At 55.5% G+C, this 19662-nt stretch carries 19 protein-coding genes; 7 read left to right on the forward strand and 12 right to left on the reverse strand.

Going from position 1 to position 19662, the window contains the following annotated elements:
- Positions 1–23: 23 nt before the first annotated feature.
- Both LVD14_RS14230 and LVD14_RS14235 read right to left on the reverse strand, forming a co-directional pair.
- Complete coding sequence (locus LVD14_RS14230) at positions 24–1199, reverse strand: DUF3667 domain-containing protein (RefSeq protein ID WP_237134786.1); 1176 nt, start codon at positions 1197–1199, stop codon at positions 24–26.
- Positions 1200–1336: 137 nt separating this feature from the next.
- Positions 1337–3898, reverse strand: coding sequence for a TonB-dependent receptor (locus LVD14_RS14235; RefSeq protein WP_237134787.1), 2562 nt, complete (start codon positions 3896–3898; stop codon positions 1337–1339).
- Positions 3899–4077: 179 nt separating this feature from the next.
- Between LVD14_RS14235 and LVD14_RS14240 the strand changes: the two genes are divergently transcribed.
- Both LVD14_RS14240 and LVD14_RS14245 read left to right on the forward strand, forming a co-directional pair.
- Entirely contained in the window at positions 4078–4884 is an 807-nt protein-coding gene (locus tag LVD14_RS14240; protein ID WP_237134788.1) for a motility protein A, read from the forward strand.
- Positions 4885–4902: 18 nt separating this feature from the next.
- A complete protein-coding gene (locus tag LVD14_RS14245) occupies positions 4903–5730 on the forward strand; it encodes a flagellar motor protein MotB (protein ID WP_237134789.1) in 828 nt (275 codons plus the stop codon).
- A 7-nt stretch (positions 5731–5737) separates the two neighbouring features.
- Here the strand turns inward: LVD14_RS14245 and LVD14_RS14250 are convergent, their stop codons facing one another.
- The 5 genes from LVD14_RS14250 to LVD14_RS14270 all read right to left on the reverse strand — a co-directional run bounded on the left by LVD14_RS14250 (position 5738) and on the right by LVD14_RS14270 (position 9629).
- Positions 5738–6652 carry an alpha/beta hydrolase gene (locus LVD14_RS14250; protein ID WP_237134790.1) on the reverse strand — a complete coding sequence of 305 codons (915 nt, stop codon included), beginning with the start codon at positions 6650–6652 and terminating at the stop codon, positions 5738–5740.
- A gap of 77 nt (positions 6653–6729) precedes the next feature.
- Positions 6730–7806: a 5-(carboxyamino)imidazole ribonucleotide synthase gene (locus LVD14_RS14255; protein ID WP_237134791.1), complete on the reverse strand. Its 1077-nt coding sequence runs from the start codon at positions 7804–7806 to the stop codon at positions 6730–6732.
- Between the two features lie 24 nt (positions 7807–7830).
- Positions 7831–8334 (reverse strand): 5-(carboxyamino)imidazole ribonucleotide mutase, encoded by a 504-nt coding sequence (purE, locus tag LVD14_RS14260; RefSeq protein ID WP_237134792.1) that lies wholly within the window; start codon positions 8332–8334, stop codon positions 7831–7833.
- Between the two features lie 39 nt (positions 8335–8373).
- Positions 8374–8688, reverse strand: coding sequence for a P-II family nitrogen regulator (locus LVD14_RS14265; RefSeq protein WP_237134793.1), 315 nt, complete (start codon positions 8686–8688; stop codon positions 8374–8376).
- On the reverse strand, positions 8685–9629 hold the full coding sequence (locus LVD14_RS14270; protein WP_237134794.1) for a sodium-dependent bicarbonate transport family permease: 945 nt from the start codon (positions 9627–9629) through the stop codon (positions 8685–8687). Before LVD14_RS14270 ends, LVD14_RS14265 begins: the two co-directional genes overlap by 4 nt.
- 163 nt (positions 9630–9792) lie before the next feature.
- On the opposite strand from LVD14_RS14270, the gene LVD14_RS14275 reads away from it, so the two are divergent.
- Complete coding sequence (locus LVD14_RS14275; RefSeq protein WP_237134795.1) at positions 9793–10923, forward strand: OmpA family protein; 1131 nt, start codon at positions 9793–9795, stop codon at positions 10921–10923.
- A gap of 95 nt (positions 10924–11018) precedes the next feature.
- Here LVD14_RS14275 and groL read toward each other — a convergent pair whose 3' ends face one another.
- The 5 genes from groL to LVD14_RS14300 all read right to left on the reverse strand — a co-directional run bounded on the left by groL (position 11019) and on the right by LVD14_RS14300 (position 15637).
- The gene (groL, locus tag LVD14_RS14280) at positions 11019–12662 is read right to left on the reverse strand and encodes a chaperonin GroEL (protein ID WP_237134796.1); all 1644 of its coding nucleotides are present in this window, start codon (positions 12660–12662) and stop codon (positions 11019–11021) included.
- 79 nt (positions 12663–12741) lie between these two features.
- Positions 12742–13032 (reverse strand): co-chaperone GroES, encoded by a 291-nt coding sequence (locus tag LVD14_RS14285; protein WP_237134797.1) that lies wholly within the window; start codon positions 13030–13032, stop codon positions 12742–12744.
- Between the two features lie 209 nt (positions 13033–13241).
- Positions 13242–13754: an FxsA family protein gene (locus LVD14_RS14290; RefSeq protein ID WP_237134798.1), complete on the reverse strand. Its 513-nt coding sequence runs from the start codon at positions 13752–13754 to the stop codon at positions 13242–13244.
- Positions 13754–15115: an AmpG family muropeptide MFS transporter gene (locus LVD14_RS14295; protein ID WP_237134799.1), complete on the reverse strand. Its 1362-nt coding sequence runs from the start codon at positions 15113–15115 to the stop codon at positions 13754–13756. The genes LVD14_RS14290 and LVD14_RS14295 overlap by 1 nt, the downstream gene beginning before the upstream one ends.
- A gap of 39 nt (positions 15116–15154) precedes the next feature.
- Entirely contained in the window at positions 15155–15637 is a 483-nt protein-coding gene (locus LVD14_RS14300; RefSeq protein ID WP_237134800.1) for a YajQ family cyclic di-GMP-binding protein, read from the reverse strand.
- Positions 15638–15688: 51 nt separating this feature from the next.
- Between LVD14_RS14300 and LVD14_RS14305 the strand changes: the two genes are divergently transcribed.
- The 4 genes from LVD14_RS14305 (at position 15689) to LVD14_RS14320 (ending at position 19580) form a co-directional block, all read left to right on the forward strand.
- On the forward strand, positions 15689–16714 hold the full coding sequence (locus LVD14_RS14305) for a 2-dehydropantoate 2-reductase (protein WP_237134801.1): 1026 nt from the start codon (positions 15689–15691) through the stop codon (positions 16712–16714).
- Positions 16711–17718: an iron ABC transporter permease gene (locus LVD14_RS14310; RefSeq protein ID WP_317622736.1), complete on the forward strand. Its 1008-nt coding sequence runs from the start codon at positions 16711–16713 to the stop codon at positions 17716–17718. Before LVD14_RS14305 ends, LVD14_RS14310 begins: the two co-directional genes overlap by 4 nt.
- The gene (locus LVD14_RS14315) at positions 17715–18488 is read left to right on the forward strand and encodes an ABC transporter ATP-binding protein (RefSeq protein ID WP_237134802.1); all 774 of its coding nucleotides are present in this window, start codon (positions 17715–17717) and stop codon (positions 18486–18488) included. The genes LVD14_RS14310 and LVD14_RS14315 overlap by 4 nt, the downstream gene beginning before the upstream one ends.
- Before the next feature lie 147 nt (positions 18489–18635).
- A complete protein-coding gene (locus LVD14_RS14320) occupies positions 18636–19580 on the forward strand; it encodes an HpcH/HpaI aldolase family protein (protein WP_237134803.1) in 945 nt (314 codons plus the stop codon).
- Positions 19581–19662: the final 82 nt, after the last annotated feature.

A 19662-nucleotide genomic window follows, 5' to 3' on the forward strand; every position in this document is an offset into this window, starting at 1 on the left:
GGAGGTCAGCCTGACAGCGTTCGCTAAAGGCTGACCAGACTCAGCAAGGCCGCTGTCAGCAGCGCCATTGCCAGCAGCATGAAGTACAGAACCCCTATCACCAGATATTTTGCTACCGTCATATCCCAGCCCTGCCCGTACACAGTCCTTTGCATCAGCAGAAGATAAAGCGGCGCCCAAACTGTAGCCACCCTTCCGATGGTGGAAAGAACCCCGTCCAGAAACGAGCCAGCCGGCGGCAATCCGGAAACCCAGTTCAGAAGCAGACCGATCAACAGCGCCATGAAAAGGAAACTGTGGCTGTGCAGAGCCACCACAAAATGCTCCATGTACATACGGCCAGAGAAGACATAGAACAACTTCAGCAACAGCGCAAAAATGGGCAGCATGCAGAAAAGCACGATAGGCAACAGGCTGAACATGGCATCAATCAACCGGCCCGGATCCTGATTCACCTGCTCCAGGTTGCCGACTCCACGCTCGACCATGGCATTCAGCCACTGGTTGGCACTTTGCGGCAACCAGTCGATCTGTAGCTCACTGCGGAAGCTGTCCTCTGCTGATTCGCCAGTCGTATCAGGCAGGCCGGTTTCGGCTGGCTCCTGCGGCGTCACCGGCTCGGGCGGCGGAATAGCTGGCGGCTCAGTTGTGACTCCAAGCTCTTCAAGCCGCGATCGGGCCGCAGTTTCAATACCGTCTCTAGCACTTCGTAGCGTGTTGCCGGCAAGTCCACCGCCATCAACCGAACCGGCTTCCAGCTCAGTGAGCGATTGCTGGATTTCTGATATCAAGCGATCACGTTCTGCGATAACGGCGTCTGCGGTTTCGAGCTCCGCAAATATTTCATAATTCGCACGGGCACTCAGTTCTGTTACTTCATCAGGCAATGCCAGTAGCTGCAATGCCAGGAAACTGACGATACTCAGGACAAAGAACAGCCGAAATGGCAATACGTAACGAGCTCGTTTGCCTGCCATATAGTCGCGCGTCAGACGCCCGGGCTTAAAATACAGGGGCACCAGTGTTCGCCAGATGCGATTGTCGTACTCAAAGACAGTGTCGAGGATATCGGTGAAAACCGATCCAAAATGGCGGACTTCGCTCCTGGCCTTCTGGCCGCAATGATGGCACCACTGCCCCTGCAACTCAGTGTCACAGTTAAGGCAGTGTGAGGGCAGGACAGGTGTGATGTCACCCATAGATTGGAAGCCCGTTCATAACAATAACCCGGTATTCCAGCAGATTAATGTAATTACCGGCCGGGTTCAATTGGGGGCATAAACACAAAGGCCCGGTGTTAACCGGGCCTTGTGCTATTGCGTTGGACCAGAAGTACTTAGAATCGACCTTTCAGACCCACGGCAAATGTCGGGCCGTATTCCTCAAACTGGAAGGTATAGGCCTTGCTTCCCTGATACAGCTCCAAAGGCTCATCGGTCAGGTTGGTCAACTCCGCGACTACTTCAAGCTGGTCGCTGATTCGATATGCCGCGGTCAGATCCACTTGTGTATGCGGCGCCACGTAGATGTCGAAGCGAGTGTCGTCACCTATCTCTTCCAGGTACTCATCACGATGCGTAATACTCAGACGAGTGCTTAAACGCTCATTCTCAAATCCAAGATAGGCATTGGCTGAACGTTCTGCGGCCTGCGGCAGCATGAAGTTTTCGTTAGCACGTTCCGCAACGTTCAACTCGGTATCCAGCACGGTCAGGTTAAGTCCCACCAGCAGGCCGGACAATTGCGCATTGATAACATCCAGCCCCTGCTGCGCATTGAATTCGACACCTGTTACCGATGCTTTGGTGCCGTTGATCGGCATGGTGACATCATAACCGTTGAATGCTGTGCTGTTACGCGTAGTGAATTCAACAATGTAGTCGTCGATATCTTTATAAAAGACACCCGCAGAGATCACACCAGACCCACCGTAGTACCAGTCTGCCAGCAGGTCCAGGTTGCTGGATTCATACGGATCCAGATCCGGGTTGCCCATGTCGATCTCCAGTGATTCACGATTGATCTGTGAACGTGGCGAGATATCGTTGAAATTGGGCCGCGCAATGGTGTTGCTCCACGCCGCACGAACCACCAGATTGTCCAGCGGCTCATAACGCAGGTGCAGACCCGGCAGCAAATTGCTGTAGTCCGATGAGACCGAGCGTGCATTGACGCTGAGGTTTTCATTTTCATCAAACACCAGTTGATTGCCGTCGGCACTATAGCTGGTGCGCTCGACACGCGCGCCCGCGATGATCTGCAGCCGGTCCAGCGCCCAGGTGCCCATCAGATAGGCGGCTGTCACATCTTCCTCAGCGTCAAAATCGTTAACGGTATTCAATACCAGAGTTTCATCCCGATCCTGAGGACGAACAGCAAACTGGTTGCGGTTCTGATCGTAGTAGCTCATGAACGCACCCGCATCAATACCCTGACCCAGATTACCCAGACCGTAGGATGGTGCCGTGGTTGTGAACTGCGACAGCATCACATCGGGTGTAATACGCTCTTCGATTTCGCTGATGTCGGTTTTTTTGTCCTTGTAGCGCCCATCCAGGCCTGCTTTTAATGTCAGTGACTCCATACCAAAGGCATAGGGCACTTCCATGTTGAGCTGGAAGTTGACTTCGTCGTCGTCCACCAGAATTGGCTCAACCACTACGCGGTCGAGCTCGTAAATCGCATTATCCAGATAAGCTGTGGCAGGCGAGCCGTTTTCCAGAAAGGTGTAGCGCGCGATGCCCTGACCAATCACGACATTCGCATCCAACTCACTGCCGGTTTTCTCGAAGCGACCTTCCTTCTCGTCCAACACGCGTTCTTTGGTGGTTGAGACGCCGACATTGTAGTCCAGCGTCCAGGCGCGCAGGGCATGTTCAGCGCCCACATTGAACGCCAGCGTATCCTGGTCTTTAGTGCGGAAACGAATACGGCGGCGGAAGCTGTCTTCCGGCAGGTCCGCATAGGTAACGTTGGTACCATCGTAGGAGGTGATGGTGCCGTCTTCAAACACAAAGACATTACGCTGGCGGCTTTCGGCGTCGGTAAATTCGCTATAAACGGTATTGGCATACAGACGGGTCTGGTCGTTGGCCTGATACTCCAGGTTCAGGTTCATGCCGATGCGCTCCCGGGTCAGCGCATACTTACGCTCATTCACTTCCAGCAGTGAGAAGACATCTTCGCCATTGAAATCCAGGAAGTCGTACTCCGGCTCGATGTTATCGGACTCCATGCTGCGTTCAGTGTAGTTGACGCCGAAGGTCACACCCAGATTTTCGGTGCCACCAAAGGCGCTGACCACGTCGCTGAAATCCAGCTGACCTCTGGGAGAGGTCTCACCGCTCAGCTCGTTATAGGAACCTTGTACGCGATAACTGATCTGCCTTTCGTTACGATCGAAGGCTGACGCAGAGCGCACATTGACGGCGCCACCAATGGCATCACCTGGCATATCCGGAGTTGGTACCTTGGTGACTTCCAGCAGATCAACTGAGCCAGTAGGAATCACATCCAGCGGCACAGCGCGTGAACCATCTTCCGGTGTGCCAATACGCACGCCATTGATGGTGACCGTGCTCAGTCCCGCATCAATACCGCGCACGCTGACAAATCGTCCCTCGCCCTGATCACGGGTAATAGAGATACCAGGCAGACGCTGCAGGGATTCGGCGACGTTCTGGTCCACGAACTGCCCCATGTCATCGGCTGCGATATAGTTGGTGATCGAGTTGGCGCGACGGTACTCATCCAGCGCTTTGTTCTGGGCGGCGCGCTGGCCGAATACCAGGATCTCTTCCATTTCGCCCGATGACTGTGCGTTGGCGCCGCTTGCGCCGCTGACAGCCAGCATGGCGATCAAAAGCTTGCGGTATGTGAATGCGTGAGAATTGCTCATCAAAAAACTCCAGAAGCATGTGGGAATTTGTCGGTTTTATTTTTCGCGACCATGCTATGAAGCTTTGGTGACCAATTGATGTAACTTACATGACGGTTCAATGACATGCAGATCTGGCACTAAAGATTGACCGTCGCCAGCCGATACTTAAGGAGTTAACCTGCAATCCAGGACCTGTTATGAATCCGTCCACCATCATCGGCATGCTGTCCAGCGTTGCGCTGCTGACCAGCGTACTGTTCTTTTCTGCTGAGTCGGAGACCAGCTTTTTGAACCTGCCAGGGTTGGCCATCGTGATAACCGGCACAATGGCGGCGACATTCATCAGCTACCCCATGAAAGAGGTGTTGCGGGTATTCAAACTGGTCGGCCTGGTATTCCGGCGCGAAAACACCTACACGCGTGACGACATCAAAGAGATGGTGCAGGTATCGCGCCTGTGGTTTCAAGGCAATATCAAGGATGTCGACGATGCGCTGGTCAAGATAAAAAACCCCTTTCTGCGCAATGGCATACAGCTGGTGATCGCCAATACTGACGAGCAGGAAATCATCGACACCATGCGCTGGCGGATCGCCCGCGTGAAGGCGAGAGAGAAAGCCGAAGCGCATATCTTCCGAACCATGTCCACCTACGCTGCCGCCTTCGGCATGATAGGCACGCTGGTAGGGCTGGTGAATATGCTGGCGGTGATGGATTCAGGCAGCCTGGACATGATCGGTCCGCAGATGGCGGTTGCGCTGCTGACCACCTTTTACGGTATTTTGCTGGGCAACGTGTTTTTTCAGCCGATTGCCGTCAAGCTGGAACGTCGAACCGAGGAACGCCTGATTGCGATGAACATGGTGCTCGAAGGCGTCGCCATGATGAGCAAGCGCCGCCCGCCGTCTTTCATCGAAGATACGCTTAAAGGCTTTGCAGCAACTTATGAAGACGAAATTCGCGACAAGGGCATGCCACCCATGAAGCGGAGGGCGGACGCCTGACGGCACTGGAACTGTGTTATGGAAATGAGTCGATATTCCGTCGACCAGGTTGGCGACGACGGGGCACCACCAGAGCAGGATAATTCCTGGATGCTCAGCTACCTGGACGTCTTGACGCTGCTGATCGCCTTTTTTGTGCTATTGCTGGCAATGTCGGAACCAAAAACCGAAGAGGAGCCCGTCCTCCAGACCCTGGTCACCTCGGGAGCACCCGGCGCCGACGGACTGGTGACTGGCAGCACGTCTACTAACCCGAATCAGATTACCAGCGTCCAGGCGGCCACTGACGGCGTCTTGACGGGAGGAATCGGTGTTTTACCCGAGTACAACGCCATAATTGCCGGCAACTCTGGCGAGACCAATCCCGATGCTGACGCCACCGGTACCAACGACCAGAGCATTGAGGATTACGAGGAACGTTATGGTGATCTGCAGGACAGCCTCAACGCTTTGTCGCTGCAGGGCGTCGACGCGACACCTGGCACAGAAGGACTGACCCTGCGTATCGCCGACAACCTGTTATTCGACAGCGGCGAGGCAGAGCTGCGTTACGAGGGTATGATTCTGATCAGCCAATTGACTGAAGTACTTGAAGCATTCAGTGGCGACATCTCGGTAGAAGGCCACACCGACAATATACCGATCAGCACTCCCCGCTTCCCATCCAACTGGGAGCTGTCCAGCGCACGCGCAATTTCTGTACTGCGTTTTCTGGAAAGTGATGGCATCGATCCATCACGCATGCGCGCTATTGGTTACGCTGACACTCAACCCCTGCAGAGCAATGCCAGCGCGGAGGGTCGGGCTGGCAATCGTCGTGTCGAACTGGTGCTACGCGAATCCTGAGCAAAAATCAGGTCCGGCAGAAATCAGCCATTTCCTGAAGCGTGGTGTTTGCCTCTGGCATTACTGGAACAAAAAGTGGCCAGACATGAGGCTGGCCGCGCCAGGTGTGCAATTCGACACTGACACCAGCATCCGCGGCTCGTTCCGCAACCCTGATACCGTCATCGCGCAGCACTTCTGAGTCACTCAGATAAATTCGCAGTGGCGGAAACCCTGTGTAGTCCGCATACAGCGGTGAAGCTCGGGGATCTTTGGGATCAGCGCCATTTAAATAACCCGCCGCAGCTCGACGAATCGCGTCGCCACTGAACATTGCACAACTACGATCATTGCTGTCCAGCGACGTTCCCGTGCACTTCAAATCAGCATAAGGGGACAACACCACAGCTTTCGCGGGCATGGCAAGACCAGCCTGTCGTATCTGGTGCAGCAGTGACAATACCAGTCCACCACCTGCAGAATCGCCCGCCAGATAAATCTGCTCTGGCTGAAACGTTTCCAACAGGTAGTGCCAGGCAGCCATGGCATCATCCGCGGCCGCTGGAAAAGGCGCCTCCGGAGCACGACGATAGTCCAGGGAAAACACCCTGGCACCGGACTGTTTGGCGAGTCGCGTCGTGAATGGACGGTAGGAGGCGGCTGTACCAAACAGATAACCGCCTCCATGGCAATACAGGATGCATCGCGCCGGATCCGCATCAGCGGGCTCATGCCACTCGCCCTTAAGGCCGGGCTGTTCAACTTCACGGATGCTGACACCGTCTGCCGGCCCCCCCTGCCCCATATCGCGCTCAACAGTTTTGCGGAAGCGTATCGGGTCAAAACCGTCGGCCATCAATTTGGGCTTGAATTTGCGCTTTAGAAACCAGCTGATGAAGCGTGATCGAAGTGATCGACGTTTGACGGTCTTGCGGGTCAACATACAGACATCTCCTGTCGCGGCCCGGTGCGTCCGGGCCATCGCGTCTGTCTCAATGCTTGCTCAGCTGGCGACTGGTGTCAAACTATCTGTTGCATGCGTTGCAGGGTCTGCTGGAGCTGGTCCATGCTGTCGCAACGAAGGGTAGCGTGTCCGACCTTGCGACCGGCCTTAAACGCCTTGTTGTAGTGATGCAGGTGGCATGACTGTTCGGCAAGAACCGCGCTGGCGTCGGGCACTTCACCTATGAAGTTAATCATGGCACTTTCGCCTACTTTACGGGTATCACCCAATGGCAGTCCGGTAATCGCCCGCAGATGATTTTCGAACTGACTGCACTCGGCCCCTTCAATAGTCCAGTGACCACTGTTATGCACTCGCGGCGCAATTTCATTGGCTTTTAGCCCGCCATCAATTTCGAAGAATTCAAATGCCAGAACCCCGACATAATCCAGATGCTCCAGCACGCGATTCACGTAGTCCTCAGCCTGAGCCTGCAAGGGATGGTCGGAACTGGCGATGGACAGGCGCAGGATACCGTCGGTGTGGGTATTATGAACCAGCGGATAGGCGCGGGTTTCGCCATCGCGCCCGCGCACAGCGACCAGAGAAACTTCGCCACTGAAAGGCACAAAGGTTTCCAGTATGCAGGGCACCGAGCCCAGTGCCGCGAATGCTCCCTGCAGGTCTTCTGGCTGACGCAGCACACGTTGCCCCTTGCCATCGTAACCCAGTGTCCGTGTTTTCAGGACCGCAGGTAAACCCAGGGTTTTGGCAGCCTCTTCCAGATCAGCCTGGCTGTGAATATCGGCGAAGGGTGCAACCGGAATACCCAGCTGCCTGAACAGCGTCTTTTCCAGCAGTCGGTCGCGTGCGATGCGCAGCGCTTCAGCACCCGGATAGACAGGCACCAGTTGCGACAGAAAGGCAACTGTATCGGCTGGCACGTTCTCAAACTCGAAGGTTACCAGGTCAACCTGCTGCGCCAGCTGCTGCAGATGATCGTAGTCGTTGTAATCTGCACAGATGTGCGAACCCAGAGCGGCTGCGCAGGCATCCGACGCTGGATCCAGAAACACAAACTGCATCCCCAGCGGAGTGCCTGCCAAAGCCAGCATCCGCCCCAATTGACCACCACCAATCACGCCTATTTTCATAAGTTGACCGTCACGTTGTGCCAGTTACGCCTGACTTGGATCGGGATTGTCCAGCACTGTCCGGGTCTGATTGTCCCGAAAGGCCTTGAGTGCCTGCTGGTACTCGGGGTACTTGTTACCCAGTATGCTGGCAGCCAGCAGCGCCGCATTGACTGCACCGGCGCGACCGATAGCCAGAGTAGCCACAGCGATGCCCGCTGGCATCTGCACAATTGAGAGAAGAGAGTCTACTCCAGACAACATGGAGGACTGCACCGGAACACCCAGCACCGGCAGATGCGTTTTTGACGCACACATACCGGGAAGGTGGGCTGCGCCGCCTGCACCTGCAATAATGACTTCAAGCCCTCGCTCGGCGGCAGTGTCCGCGTAGCTGAACAAAAGATCAGGCGTACGGTGTGCCGAGACGACTTTGACTTCGTGGGGGATACCGAGCTGCTCCAGCATCTGGGCGGTATGGCTCATGGTCGACCAGTCAGACTTGGACCCCATGATGACACCCACCAAAGGTTTTGCCGGTGCGGTCATTGGCATTTCCTCTCAGAAAGAAAAAGCGCGTAGTATATATCAGAACTTGTGCAATCGCAGCACTTCCACGTCTGACAGGAAGCAGATCATGGCAAAGTCTGCATAATAGTGCACCTGCATGTACTGCATGATTTTTTCTGCCACGGGTCGACCACAGACAACCTCCACCCGGATATTGCTGTTGTTGTCCCAATCCGATGCCCTTACGCCGCGACTGCCACTGCCGCGCGCTTCTGAGATCGTCCAGCCGGGCGCCCCCAGCGCGTCCAGGTCTTTAAGCAGCCTGGACTCCAGGACCGCTTCGCAGATGATGGTCACCAATGTCCGTGTTGCAGCGCCACTGTGTTCGCTCATGATGATGCTCCAGTCAGCAGCCATTGCGCTGCCTGCAGATAAAGAGGGATTCCAATCAGGATATTAAACGGGAATGTGATACCCAGAGACGCTGCCAGCGAAAGTGAAGGGTTGGCCTCAGGCAGGGCCAGTCGCATGGCGGCAGGCACCGCGATATAGGAAGCACTCGCACCCAGAGTCGCCAGCATTGCCGTGCCACCGATCGACAGGCCAATTCCTGCGCCTACCATCAGACCAACGCCGGCGCCCAGCCATGGCATCAGCAGCGCGAAAAACACCAGGCGCAGACCAACGGAGCGCAGCGCTGACATCTGCCTCGAGGCTATCAGCCCCATCTCCAGCAGGAACAGCGCCAGTACCGGGGGGAACATGCTGGTATAGAGCGGCTCGAGAGGTGCAACCGCTTCTTTGCCCGCCAGCACGCCTATAACCAGACCACCCAATAGCAGCATGATGCTCTTACCGAGCAGTATTTCCCTGCCCAGTTCGCCCCAGTGGGTCTGTTTTGAAAGCCCTCTTGCCAGAATAATACCGACGATGATTGCCGGGATCTCCAGAATGGCTACAAACAGCGGCATATAACTTTCGAAAAAAACTTCCTCAGTGACCATATAGGCCACCACAACGGCAAAGGTACCGGCGCTGACAGAGCCGTAGTGCGCAGCAATACTTGCAGAATCAATACGCCCGAAGCGCAGGATGCGCAGAAGTGGGAAGGCAATCAGTGGCAAGGCCACGCCCATCAATAACACCGCCAGCATCTGCCAAAGCAGGGCGGGACTGGCCTGAGCGGCCAGCTCCACGCCACCGTGCAGGCCGATTGCCAATAAAAGAAGGATGGACAGCGTCTCGTATAGCGCAGGAGGCAGCTTCAACTCACTGCGCAGCAGGCCCGCCACCAGGCCAAAAATAAAGAACAGAACGACTGGATCCCAGCCCATGACACATTATCCTCTCAATCGCGCCGACTTAGAGAGCCATATCCGCAGAAACTACCATGGCAACTGTGATATCAATCACTTACTGAGCGGGCATTCCTTGCTTTTACTGTCTTGATAATAAAGAATGAGCTGAGAATTCTAACCCACAAGGGAGTTCAAAGACATGAAACACCCATTCCACCCGATTAAAGGCTCACTCGCTGCTGCTATCGTATCAGCCCCCCTGCTGCTGGCAAGTTCATTTGCTATGGCTCAGGATAGCGGCTTTTACATTGGCGGCAGTTATGGCGAAAGTTATGGTCGTCTGTCTCGCGAAGAGGTCTCAGAAACCTTTCAGGCGAATGGGCGGCAGGTACTGTCACTGACCAAGGATGATGAGGACGGCGCCGGCAAACTTCTGCTGGGCTACGATATCAACGACATCTTCGCTGCCGAATTCAGTTATTTTCGTCTGGGCGACTATGACTTCAACACGAGACTTGCTCCCGCTCAGAACATGAGAGGCAGAGCCAATGTAGACGGTTTCGGGCTCGATCTGGTCACCAAAATGCCGGTAACCGACAGGCTGACAGCCTTGCTCCGCGCCGGTGTGGCACGTACTGCGGTCGCGCAGTCATTCTCCCGTTTCCCATCTACACCTGCCAACAGCTTTGACGGCCGAACCGATCGTGAATTCGAGGGCAAGGCCGGCGTTGGTCTGGAATATGACTTTACTGATGCCCTGTCCGCACGCGCAGAGCTGGATTACTACAAGCTGCCTTCAAACCAGATGATTGGCGACAGTGCCCATATGGCGACTGTTGGTGTGGTTTACCGCTTTGGACGGGCTGCCCCGGCGCCAGCACCTGTCGCTCCGACGCCTGCACCCGCACCACGGCCCGAGCCTGCCCCTGAACCCGCACCTGAGCCTGTAAGCATCACACTGGACGCCAGCCTGCTGTTTGACTTTGACGAGTCAACTATCAGACCGTCTGGACGTCAGGAGCTTGATGCTCTGCTGCGCCAGCTCAACGAACTGGATTACGACGCAGCGATTGTGGTCGGCCATACAGACCGTATCGGTAGCCGTGAATATAACCTTGGACTGTCCCAGCGCCGTGCAGAAGCAGTACGCGAATACCTGGTACAGGGCGGTGTTCCGGCAGGCACCATCACGGCTCGAGGGGTAGCGAACGACGAATCCCTGCTGTCTCCATCTGATTGCCGTGGTCTGGGCAGCAATGCCGCAACCATCGAGTGTCTGCAGCCAGATCGTCGTGTTGTTGTCGAAATCGACGGAACCCGCGAACCATAAACGAAAAGGCCCTTTCTGGGCCTTTTTCAACGAGGCAAAAAAAAAGGGCCAGCGCAAAAGCGCTGGCCCTTTTTTGTTGGCTCAGGAAGCCGGGCTTACATCATGCCCATGCCGCCCATACCACCCATGCCGCCCATATCAGGAGCAGCAGCAGGCTTCTCTTCCGGGATTTCAGTGATCATGCACTCAGTAGTGATCATCAGGCCAGCCACGGAGCCGGCAGCCTGCAATGCACTGCGAGTCACTTTGGCCGGGTCGATGATGCCCGCTTCAACCATGTCTACATACTCGCCGGTGGCTGCGTTGTAGCCCTGGTTGCCAGTGGCAGACTTCACCTTGTCGAGAACAACTGATGGCTCATCACCGGCGTTGCGTACGATCTGACGCAGCGGAGCAGTAACAGCACGCATCAGCAACGCGATACCCACGTTCTGATCTTCGTTGTCGCCTTTCAGCTTGCCTTCAACGGCCTGCAGCGCACGAACCAGTGCGACACCACCGCCAGGAACAACACCCTCTTCTACCGCAGCACGAGTTGAGTGCAGCGCGTCTTCCACGCGAGCCTTCTTCTCTTTCATTTCCATTTCAGTGCCGGCGCCAACACGGATGACCGCAACACCGCCAGCCAGCTTGGCCACGCGCTCCTGCAGCTTTTCCTTGTCGTAGTCAGACGAGGTATCTTCGATCTGCTTGCGAATCTGATTCACACGCGCTTCGATGGCCTTCTTGTCGCCTGCGCCATCAACGATGGTGGTGTTTTCCTTGGACAGCGTGACATTCTTGGCGCTGCCCAGATGTGACAGGTCAGCCTGCTCCAGGCTCAGACCCACTTCTTCGCTGATGACGGTACCGCCAGTCAACACAGCAATGTCTTCCAGCATGGCCTTACGGCGGTCACCGAAACCAGGCGCCTTGGCCGCAGCCACTTTGACGATGCCGCGCATGTTGTTGACGATCAGTGTTGCCAGCGCTTCACCTTCGACGTCTTCAGCAATTACCAGCAGCGGACGGCTGGACTTTGCTACGCCTTCCAGCAGCGGCAGCATTTCGCGGATGTTGGAGATTTTCTTGTCAACCAGCAGGATGTACGGATTTTCCAGCTCCGCACTCATGTTGTCCTGGTTGTTGATGAAGTAGGGAGACAGGTAACCGCGGTCGAACTGCATACCCTCAACCACGTCCAGTTCGTTGTCGAAACCGGAACCTTCTTCAACAGTGATGACGCCTTCTTTGCCCACTTTTTCCATTGCTTCGGCAATGATCTTGCCGACATCGGAGTCAGAGTTGGCAGAGATTGTGCCAACCTGAGCGATGGAACGAGAGTCGGTGCAGGGCGTGGAGATCTTGCCGATTTCCTCAACCAGAGCTTTTACAGCCTTGTCGATGCCGCGCTTGAGATCCATTGGGTTCATGCCAGCGGCGACAGACTTCAGGCCTTCGTTGAGAATCGCCTGAGCCAGAACAGTTGCAGTGGTCGTACCATCGCCAGCCACATCGGAGGTCTGGGAAGCGACTTCTTTCACCATCTGCGCGCCCATGTTCTCGAACTTGTCCTTCAGTTCGATTTCCTTAGCTACAGATACGCCGTCCTTGGTTACGGTAGGTGCGCCAAAAGACTTGTCCAGCACCACATTACGGCCTTTGGGGCCCAGGGTTACCTTGACTGCGTCTGCCAGTACGTTAACACCCTTCAGCAGTTTCTGACGGGCTGGATCACCGAATTTTACGTCTTTAGCCATGTTCTATGTTTCCTTTTAAATCCAGAATACAAACAAAGTGTGATTGCGAGTGACTCAGGAGTACCTCTGAGTCAGGTGTTTAGCCTTCAATCACGCCATAAATTTCGTTTTCGTTGAGGATCAGCAGCTCTTCATCGCCGATCTTTACGGTGTTGCTGGCATACTTGCCAAAGACCACGACATCGCCCACTTTTACGTCGACCGGACGCTTTTCACCGTTTTCCAGAATGCGACCAGGACCCACTGCCAGCACTTCGCCCTGAGCCGGCTTTTCGGCTGCAGAACCCGGCAGAACAATACCGCCTGCTGTCTTGGTCTCTTCTTCCTTGCGTCGGACGACAACACGGTCTTGCAAAGGTCGAATGTTCATTATTCGTACTCTCCTGACTGAAACATTGATTATCGATGTTGAAAATCGCCAGACTGGCGGTGCCAGGCCGGCAAAACTTACTACCTTGTGACAGCGTATGTGGGGATGACCGGCAGGATTTCAATGGCTGGGGCAAAAAATTTTTAAACTTTTTGCGGGTTTTTCTGAGTAACGCTTATGGGCCGGAGTCGCAGGTTTGCATCGGGGTTTTAATGGCGAAAGCGTTCATCGTCGCTGTTGTGCTCAAGCGTCGAGTCTCGCGGCGGCGCGTCCCGGTCCACAACCTCACCATCAATAATGTCGCCCTGGCCGCGACTGTTTGAGGGCCCGGACTGCCAGTGGGTGCCGGACGTAAAGCCGCCAACAAAAAAGCCGCTGCCTTTGCTGATCGCGCGTTTCGCCAGTCGCTTGCGCACAACTGGAGTCAGCAGCAAAAACCCAATCGTATCCGTTATCAGGCCGGGAGTCAGCAGCAGCGCACCAGCGACCGCCAGCATCATTCCCTCAACAATCTCCTGACCCGGTAGTTGCCCGGCGGCCATACGCTGATTGGCGCGGTTCAGGGTACTGAAGCCCTGATAACGCAACACGCTGAGGCCAACCGCCGCAGTCAGTATCACCAGTGCCAGCGTCGCCAGCCCGCCGATCAGGTCAGCCACTGCGAAAAGCAGGTAAAGCTCGGCGAGTGGGACAACGACCAGCGCTAAAAACGGTATTCTCATCAGGCATTCTCTTCGGCCAGGGCATCCTGACGTTCTTTGTATTGATCAATCTGCTTGCCTATCCAGCCTAACATCAACAGGCCGGGAATCACCATCGCAGCTGTCATCACAAAGAACAATGGCCAGTTTCCATCCATTGAATCCACGATCAGGCCACTGCTGGCTGCCAGTGTGGTGCGCCCAAAGTTCGACACCGATGACATCAGGGCGTACTGCGTTCCGGTGTAAGTCCGGCTGGTGAAATAGGAAATAAATGATATGAACGCGACGGTGGCAAAGGCGCCAGTGAAGTTATCCAGCACCAGGGTTGCCAGCAGAATGGGAATACTTGGACCGGCCAGCGCCAGCCAGGCAAACATCAGGTTGGTGGCCCCCATGGCCGCACCACCCACCATCAGCCCTTTGATGACACCATAACGGGTGTTGATCAGTGCACCGCCCAGGCAGAACAGGGCGGTCATGACGCCACCAAAAAACTTGGAATAAAAGGCTATCTGATCTCGGGTAAAGCCGATCTCGACATAGAAAACCAGCGACATACGGCCCAGCATGGCATCACCCAGCCGGAACACCAGCAGCAGCACCAGAATCGACAGGGCCAGCTTCCAGCCGCATCGAACAAAGAACTCCCTGAACGGCCCCACCACGTAGGTTGTAAACCCGTTAATGAGTGCTCGCAAGGCTGAGGGTGCGGCCCTGGGCGCCTGCAGCGTCCTGGCAGACGCCTCCACTTCTTCATCGGGTTCCCTGATCAGAACCACACAGGCCATTAACAGAAGGTACAAGAACAGCAATGTGCGATACACCTGCGGCCACTCCAGACCGATGGTTTCTCCGCCCAGCGCCAGCGCAAACGCCCCGCCGATAAAGCCATAGCCTGCCCACCAGCCTGTAGTAGTGACGGCGGCGGCAAATGGCATTTTTTCGTCCATTTCTTCGCGTTTGAAAATACTGATTCGATAGGCATCTACCGCTATGTCCTGCGTAGCAGAAAACAGCGCCACAGCCAGTGCGCTGATGCTGATCAGCCAAAGGTTGCTCGCCGGATCGCCGGTACTCAGAACCAGAATGGCGCAGGCGATGGCCGCCTGAGTCAGCAATATCCAGCTGCGTCGTTGGCCAAAATATCGATAAAGAATGGGCAGGCGAAGTTTGTCGACCATGGGCGCCCAGGCCCAATTGATGGCGTACACGGTCGCGACAGCACCGATGTAACCAATGGCAGAGCGCGAAAGTCCAGCGCTTTGCATCCACAGCGTTAATACCGAGCCATGCAATACCCAGGGAAAACCACTTGAAAAACCCAGCAGGAAGATCGCGATAAAACGTCGATCGCGCAACTGGGCCAGGGACTCCCGCATGGAAGTCACCTGACCGTCTGAGGATTGGCGACTAAACACTTAATCCCGGAAATTATTGTACTGCAGTGGAATATCGATCTTCGCTTCCCGCAGCATGGCAATCACTGCCTGGAGATCGTCGCGTTTCTTTCCAGTCACTCGAAGCTTGTCGCCCTGAATGGCAGTCTGGACTTTCATTTTTTCGTCTTTGATCAGTTTGACGAGTTTACGCGCAGTATCCGCGTCAATCCCCTGCTGAATGGTTACCTGCATGGAGGCCTTTCTGCCGGTTTCAACGATTTCGCCTTCCTGCATGCTTTTGATATCAACATTGCGCTTTACCAGTTTGCCTTTCAGGATATCCAGCATCTGTTGGACCTGAAAATCTGATTCAGCAGACAGTGTGATCTCGGCTTCCTTAAGCTCGAAACTTGCATCCACACCCTTAAAATCGAAGCGCGTGCCGACCTCACGGCTCGCCTGGTCAACAGCATTGCGTACTTCCGGCAGATCCACTTCAGATACAACATCAAACGATGGCATAAAAACCCCTGTCCTCACGACAATCTCGACAATGGCGCCTATACTATCATCATGTCGCAGCCAGTCCATATCCTCCCCACATCAGACCAGACCAGCAGCGCCCCTCAGTGGCACGTCCTGGGTGCAGGCGCCATGGGCTGTTTATGGGCATGCCGACTGCTTGAGACGCTGGGGCCGGGGTCCGTGCAAATGATTGTGCGCAATAAAGAAACGCTGGCCGATTTTCAAGGTTACCTGACGCTGGAAGTCGACGGTCGCTCGACGCATTATCCCGTCACGGCGACAGTGGCGGAAAGGCTCGGGCCTGGTGCTGTAAATAAGGATCAGCAGTCGGCCGACGACGGCACCATGATCAAAGGGCTGTTATTGGCCACCAAGGCACACGAAACTTGCAGTGCATTGAAAGGCGTATGGCACGCCATTGCGAAGGATGCTCCGATTGTCTTGCTGCAGAACGGCATCCGCACGCAACTGCAAATAATGAGTCAGTACCCGGACAGCAATCTGTGCGCATTAAGTACCAGCCACGGTGCCTGGCAACGTGCCCCGTTTCATGTGGTGCATGCCGGGCACGGCGAGGCATGGGTGGGGCCACTGGAGCAGGCAAACCAGGACTCGTCTTACCTGTCGAGAGACAGCTTGCCCCTGCCCTGGCAGTCAATGAACATTCACCCGGACAAACAGATTGTTGAGCGTCTGTGGCGCAAGTTTGCGATCAACTGCGCGATTAATGGACTGACGGCTATCCACAACTGTCGCAATGGTGAATTGCTGTCCAACCCTGACTATCTGGCGGAACTGCACAGCCTCTGCACAGAAATTTCGCAATTGCTGGTGCGCATCGACACGGCGCCTGCTGTCGCCGACCTGTACGGCGCCGTCGAACAGGTGCTGACCATTACCGCCTGCAATCACTCATCCACACATCAGGACATTCGGCATGGCAGACAGACTGAAATTCGTGAATTGAACGGCTACCTCTGTGAGATGGCAAGCGCACAGAATCTGCCCTGCCCCCGCAACCAGTCGGTACTGGATCAGGTGCTGGCCCTTGAAAAAAGCGCGGACCAAACATGACGCCGATGTCTCCTCCAGGCGTGAAGCGCCATATGTACCTGATAACTGCCCTGATCTTGCTAAGCGTGGTCAGTCTGCTGGTCGCAGTCGGCACGGGCAGTGTGACGCTATCGATGACAGAACTCTGGCAGGCGGTGCGACTACCAGACGGAAATGCCAGCAGCCTGATCGTCTGGGATATACGTATACCACGGGCTCTTGCGGCTTTCCTGTGTGGAGGCCTGCTGGCTTTATCGGGCGTCGTTATGCAGGTCCTGCTGCGCAACCCGCTGGCCGACCCCTATATTCTCGGCGTGTCCGGCGGCGCTGCAGTGGGAGCACTGATAGCGATTACACTGGGGGCGGCCGCATTGTGGATGACTCAGGCGGCCTTTGCTGGCGCCATGTTTTCCGTGCTGCTGGTATTTGGTCTGGCTGCCCGCAGTCGGCACTGGTCATCAACCCGGCTGCTGCTGACCGGTGTTGTGGTATCAGCCGGATGGGGCGCGTTGATCAACATACTGTTGACCACGAGCACGGCCAATACCGTACAGAGCATGCTGTTCTGGCTGATGGGAGATCTTAGTCAGAGCCGCCCGAACCTGTGGCACCTGTTGATACTGATCGGTGGCCTGGCGATACTGCTTAGTCAGGCACGGCACCTGAACGCTCTGTCACGCGGCGACCTTTCTGCGGCAGCACTTGGCGTCAATGTCGCTCGACTAAAATTGATACTTTATTTTTCGGCAGCGCTAATGACAGCCACTGCGGTGACTGTGGCTGGTTCTGTCGGATTCGTCGGCCTGGTTGTGCCACACATGCTGCGTCTGCTTGGAGCCAGAGATCATCGCTGGCTGATCCCTGGCTCGCTGTTCCTGGGCGGCAGCTTCCTGGTGCTTGCTGATACGCTGGCTCGCACCATAGTGGCGCCCCAGCAGTTGCCGGTAGGTGTTCTGACAGCCTTGATAGGTGTTCCTCTGTTTCTGGTCATTCTGCACCGGGGCTACCGACGGGAGACATCATGAAAAGTCCGCTGCTCACTGTATCAGAACTGTCACTTTGCTCGCCTGGCGGCATTCTCTGCGAACCAGTCTCACTGTCATTGAATGCCGGCGAGAGACTGGCAATTCTTGGCAAGAACGGTACCGGCAAGACCACGCTTCTACACACACTGTGTGGACTCCAGCCAGTCACTGCAGGGGCAGTCAGTTTCGAGGGCCTTGACCTCAGGGAACTGTCTGGTCAGCAGACCGCGCGGCTTTGCGGCATGCTGTTTCAGCACGAGGCGGAACCGATGCCAGCGACAGTCTATGAAGTGGTTATGCTGGGGCGTCTGCCACATGCCCGGCAATGGCATTGGGAGTCACGGCAGGATCACGACATTGTGCAGCAGTCACTCAAACTGCTGAATCTTAGCTCGTTGGCGACACGCGACATTCACACGCTCTCCGGTGGCGAGCGCCAGCGTGTTGCGATCGCTGCCGTGCTGGCACAACAACCGAGGGTATTCATGCTGGACGAGCCCAGCAATCACCTCGATATCGCATTCCAGATTCAGGCATTGAATCTGCTGTGCGAGCGAGTATCACAGGATAACACCGCGCTGATCATGGCCACCCACGATATCAACCTGGCGGCCCGATTTTGTACTCATGTACTGCTACTCAATGGCAAAGGGGGGTATCGATTTGGCGATACAGCGTCAGTCCTCGACAGCACCACTCTGTCTGACGCATTTGAGTGTCGTGTCGACATGATTGTCACGCCTGAGCGGCGTCTGTTTTTCCCTGCCTGATACTGTGTCCCGGCGCCAGCCAGCCAATTGCAGCGAATGATTGATTAAACGCTCAGTGTGGTTTACTCTCCTGCCGATTCAACAGAAATTGTTGTTATTTCAAAATATTACAAACCTTTACAGCTGTAACATTCAAGGAACCCAACAATGAGAAAGACATGTCTCTCCGCGCTTTTTTCCGTGCTGACAGTCGCTGGACTGGCCGCAACGCCAGTACTCGCCCAGGATGATGTGCGACTTAATCGCAGCATTCAGACACTGGAAAACGGAGAACCGGTTTTCGGCCTGTTCACTGGTAATTTTTCACTGGCCAATGCGCGCGCACTGGCACGCTCCAACCTCGACTATATCCTTATCGACATGGAGCACACGGCACATGACATGGAGACTCTGCAGGAGTTTCTGCTTGGCATGACGGATAAACTCTCGATCGTCCGTCAGGGCAATGCACAAATGCGGACGACGCCAATCGTTCGACTGCCTGCGAATGGTCGCAATGATCCAGAGTGGCTGGTAAAACAGATCCTGGATATCGGCGCGTTTGGCATCATGTTCCCCTACGTCGAGACCGGTGAAGAGGCACTGCGTGCGGTCAAGGCAATGCGCTATCCGCAGCCACGCGGCTCTGAGATTGCGGAACCAGCGGGTGTTCGTGGTTCCTCTCCGGGTGTTGCCTCATGGTACTGGGGTGCAGCTGACTACGTACAGCGCGCTGACACCTGGCCACTGAACCCACAGGGCGAATTGCTGGCTGTCATGCAGATCGAATCAGTCGCAGGCGTAGAAAACGCTGAAGACATCATTACCACACCTGGCGTTGGTGCGGTCTTTGTTGGACCGGCTGACCTGTCCATGTCCATGGGCCTGCCCAGCAGTCACCCGGAAGTCCAGGCAGCGATTGACTCTGTCGTAGAGCTTTGCATACAGCATAACGTGCCATGTGGCATCACAACCAATGCCAGCGACATTCAGGCACGACTGGATCAGGGCTTCCTGTTCCCCACTGTGGGCTACTGGGGCGATGCTGGTATCTCCGGCAGCACTGAAGCTAACCTGAGAATCGCACGCGAGCACGCAGGTCGTGACGACTGATTGCTATAGAGTCGATGGGAACGGGGCCACGGGCGCCGCTCCCAATCAAAAAAAGGGGCCTGAAGGCCCCTTTTTTGTTTTC

It is taken from the genome of Pseudohongiella sp. O18, from assembly GCF_021729085.1.
Classification (GTDB): Bacteria; Pseudomonadota; Gammaproteobacteria; order Pseudomonadales; family Pseudohongiellaceae; genus Pseudohongiella.

Excerpts from the sequence above, each read along its gene's own strand:
- LVD14_RS14230 (WP_237134786.1), bottom strand. The coding sequence starts at position 1,199 with ATGGGTGACATCACACCTGTCCTGCCCTCACACTGCCTTAACTGTGAC.
- LVD14_RS14235 (WP_237134787.1), bottom strand. The coding sequence starts at position 3,898 with ATGAGCAATTCTCACGCATTCACATACCGCAAGCTTTTGATCGCCATG.
- LVD14_RS14240 (WP_237134788.1), top strand. The coding sequence starts at position 4,078 with ATGAATCCGTCCACCATCATCGGCATGCTGTCCAGCGTTGCGCTGCTG.
- LVD14_RS14245 (WP_237134789.1), top strand. The coding sequence starts at position 4,903 with ATGGAAATGAGTCGATATTCCGTCGACCAGGTTGGCGACGACGGGGCA.
- LVD14_RS14250 (WP_237134790.1), bottom strand. The coding sequence starts at position 6,652 with ATGTTGACCCGCAAGACCGTCAAACGTCGATCACTTCGATCACGCTTC.
- LVD14_RS14255 (WP_237134791.1), bottom strand. The coding sequence starts at position 7,806 with ATGAAAATAGGCGTGATTGGTGGTGGTCAATTGGGGCGGATGCTGGCT.
- purE (WP_237134792.1), bottom strand. The coding sequence starts at position 8,334 with ATGACCGCACCGGCAAAACCTTTGGTGGGTGTCATCATGGGGTCCAAG.
- LVD14_RS14265 (WP_237134793.1), bottom strand. The coding sequence starts at position 8,688 with ATGAGCGAACACAGTGGCGCTGCAACACGGACATTGGTGACCATCATC.
- LVD14_RS14270 (WP_237134794.1), bottom strand. The coding sequence starts at position 9,629 with ATGGGCTGGGATCCAGTCGTTCTGTTCTTTATTTTTGGCCTGGTGGCG.
- LVD14_RS14275 (WP_237134795.1), top strand. The coding sequence starts at position 9,793 with ATGAAACACCCATTCCACCCGATTAAAGGCTCACTCGCTGCTGCTATC.
- groL (WP_237134796.1), bottom strand. The coding sequence starts at position 12,662 with ATGGCTAAAGACGTAAAATTCGGTGATCCAGCCCGTCAGAAACTGCTG.
- LVD14_RS14285 (WP_237134797.1), bottom strand. The coding sequence starts at position 13,032 with ATGAACATTCGACCTTTGCAAGACCGTGTTGTCGTCCGACGCAAGGAA.
- LVD14_RS14290 (WP_237134798.1), bottom strand. The coding sequence starts at position 13,754 with ATGAGAATACCGTTTTTAGCGCTGGTCGTTGTCCCACTCGCCGAGCTT.
- LVD14_RS14295 (WP_237134799.1), bottom strand. The coding sequence starts at position 15,115 with ATGCGGGAGTCCCTGGCCCAGTTGCGCGATCGACGTTTTATCGCGATC.
- LVD14_RS14300 (WP_237134800.1), bottom strand. The coding sequence starts at position 15,637 with ATGCCATCGTTTGATGTTGTATCTGAAGTGGATCTGCCGGAAGTACGC.
- LVD14_RS14305 (WP_237134801.1), top strand. The coding sequence starts at position 15,689 with ATGTCGCAGCCAGTCCATATCCTCCCCACATCAGACCAGACCAGCAGC.
- LVD14_RS14310 (WP_317622736.1), top strand. The coding sequence starts at position 16,711 with ATGACGCCGATGTCTCCTCCAGGCGTGAAGCGCCATATGTACCTGATA.
- LVD14_RS14315 (WP_237134802.1), top strand. The coding sequence starts at position 17,715 with ATGAAAAGTCCGCTGCTCACTGTATCAGAACTGTCACTTTGCTCGCCT.
- LVD14_RS14320 (WP_237134803.1), top strand. The coding sequence starts at position 18,636 with ATGAGAAAGACATGTCTCTCCGCGCTTTTTTCCGTGCTGACAGTCGCT.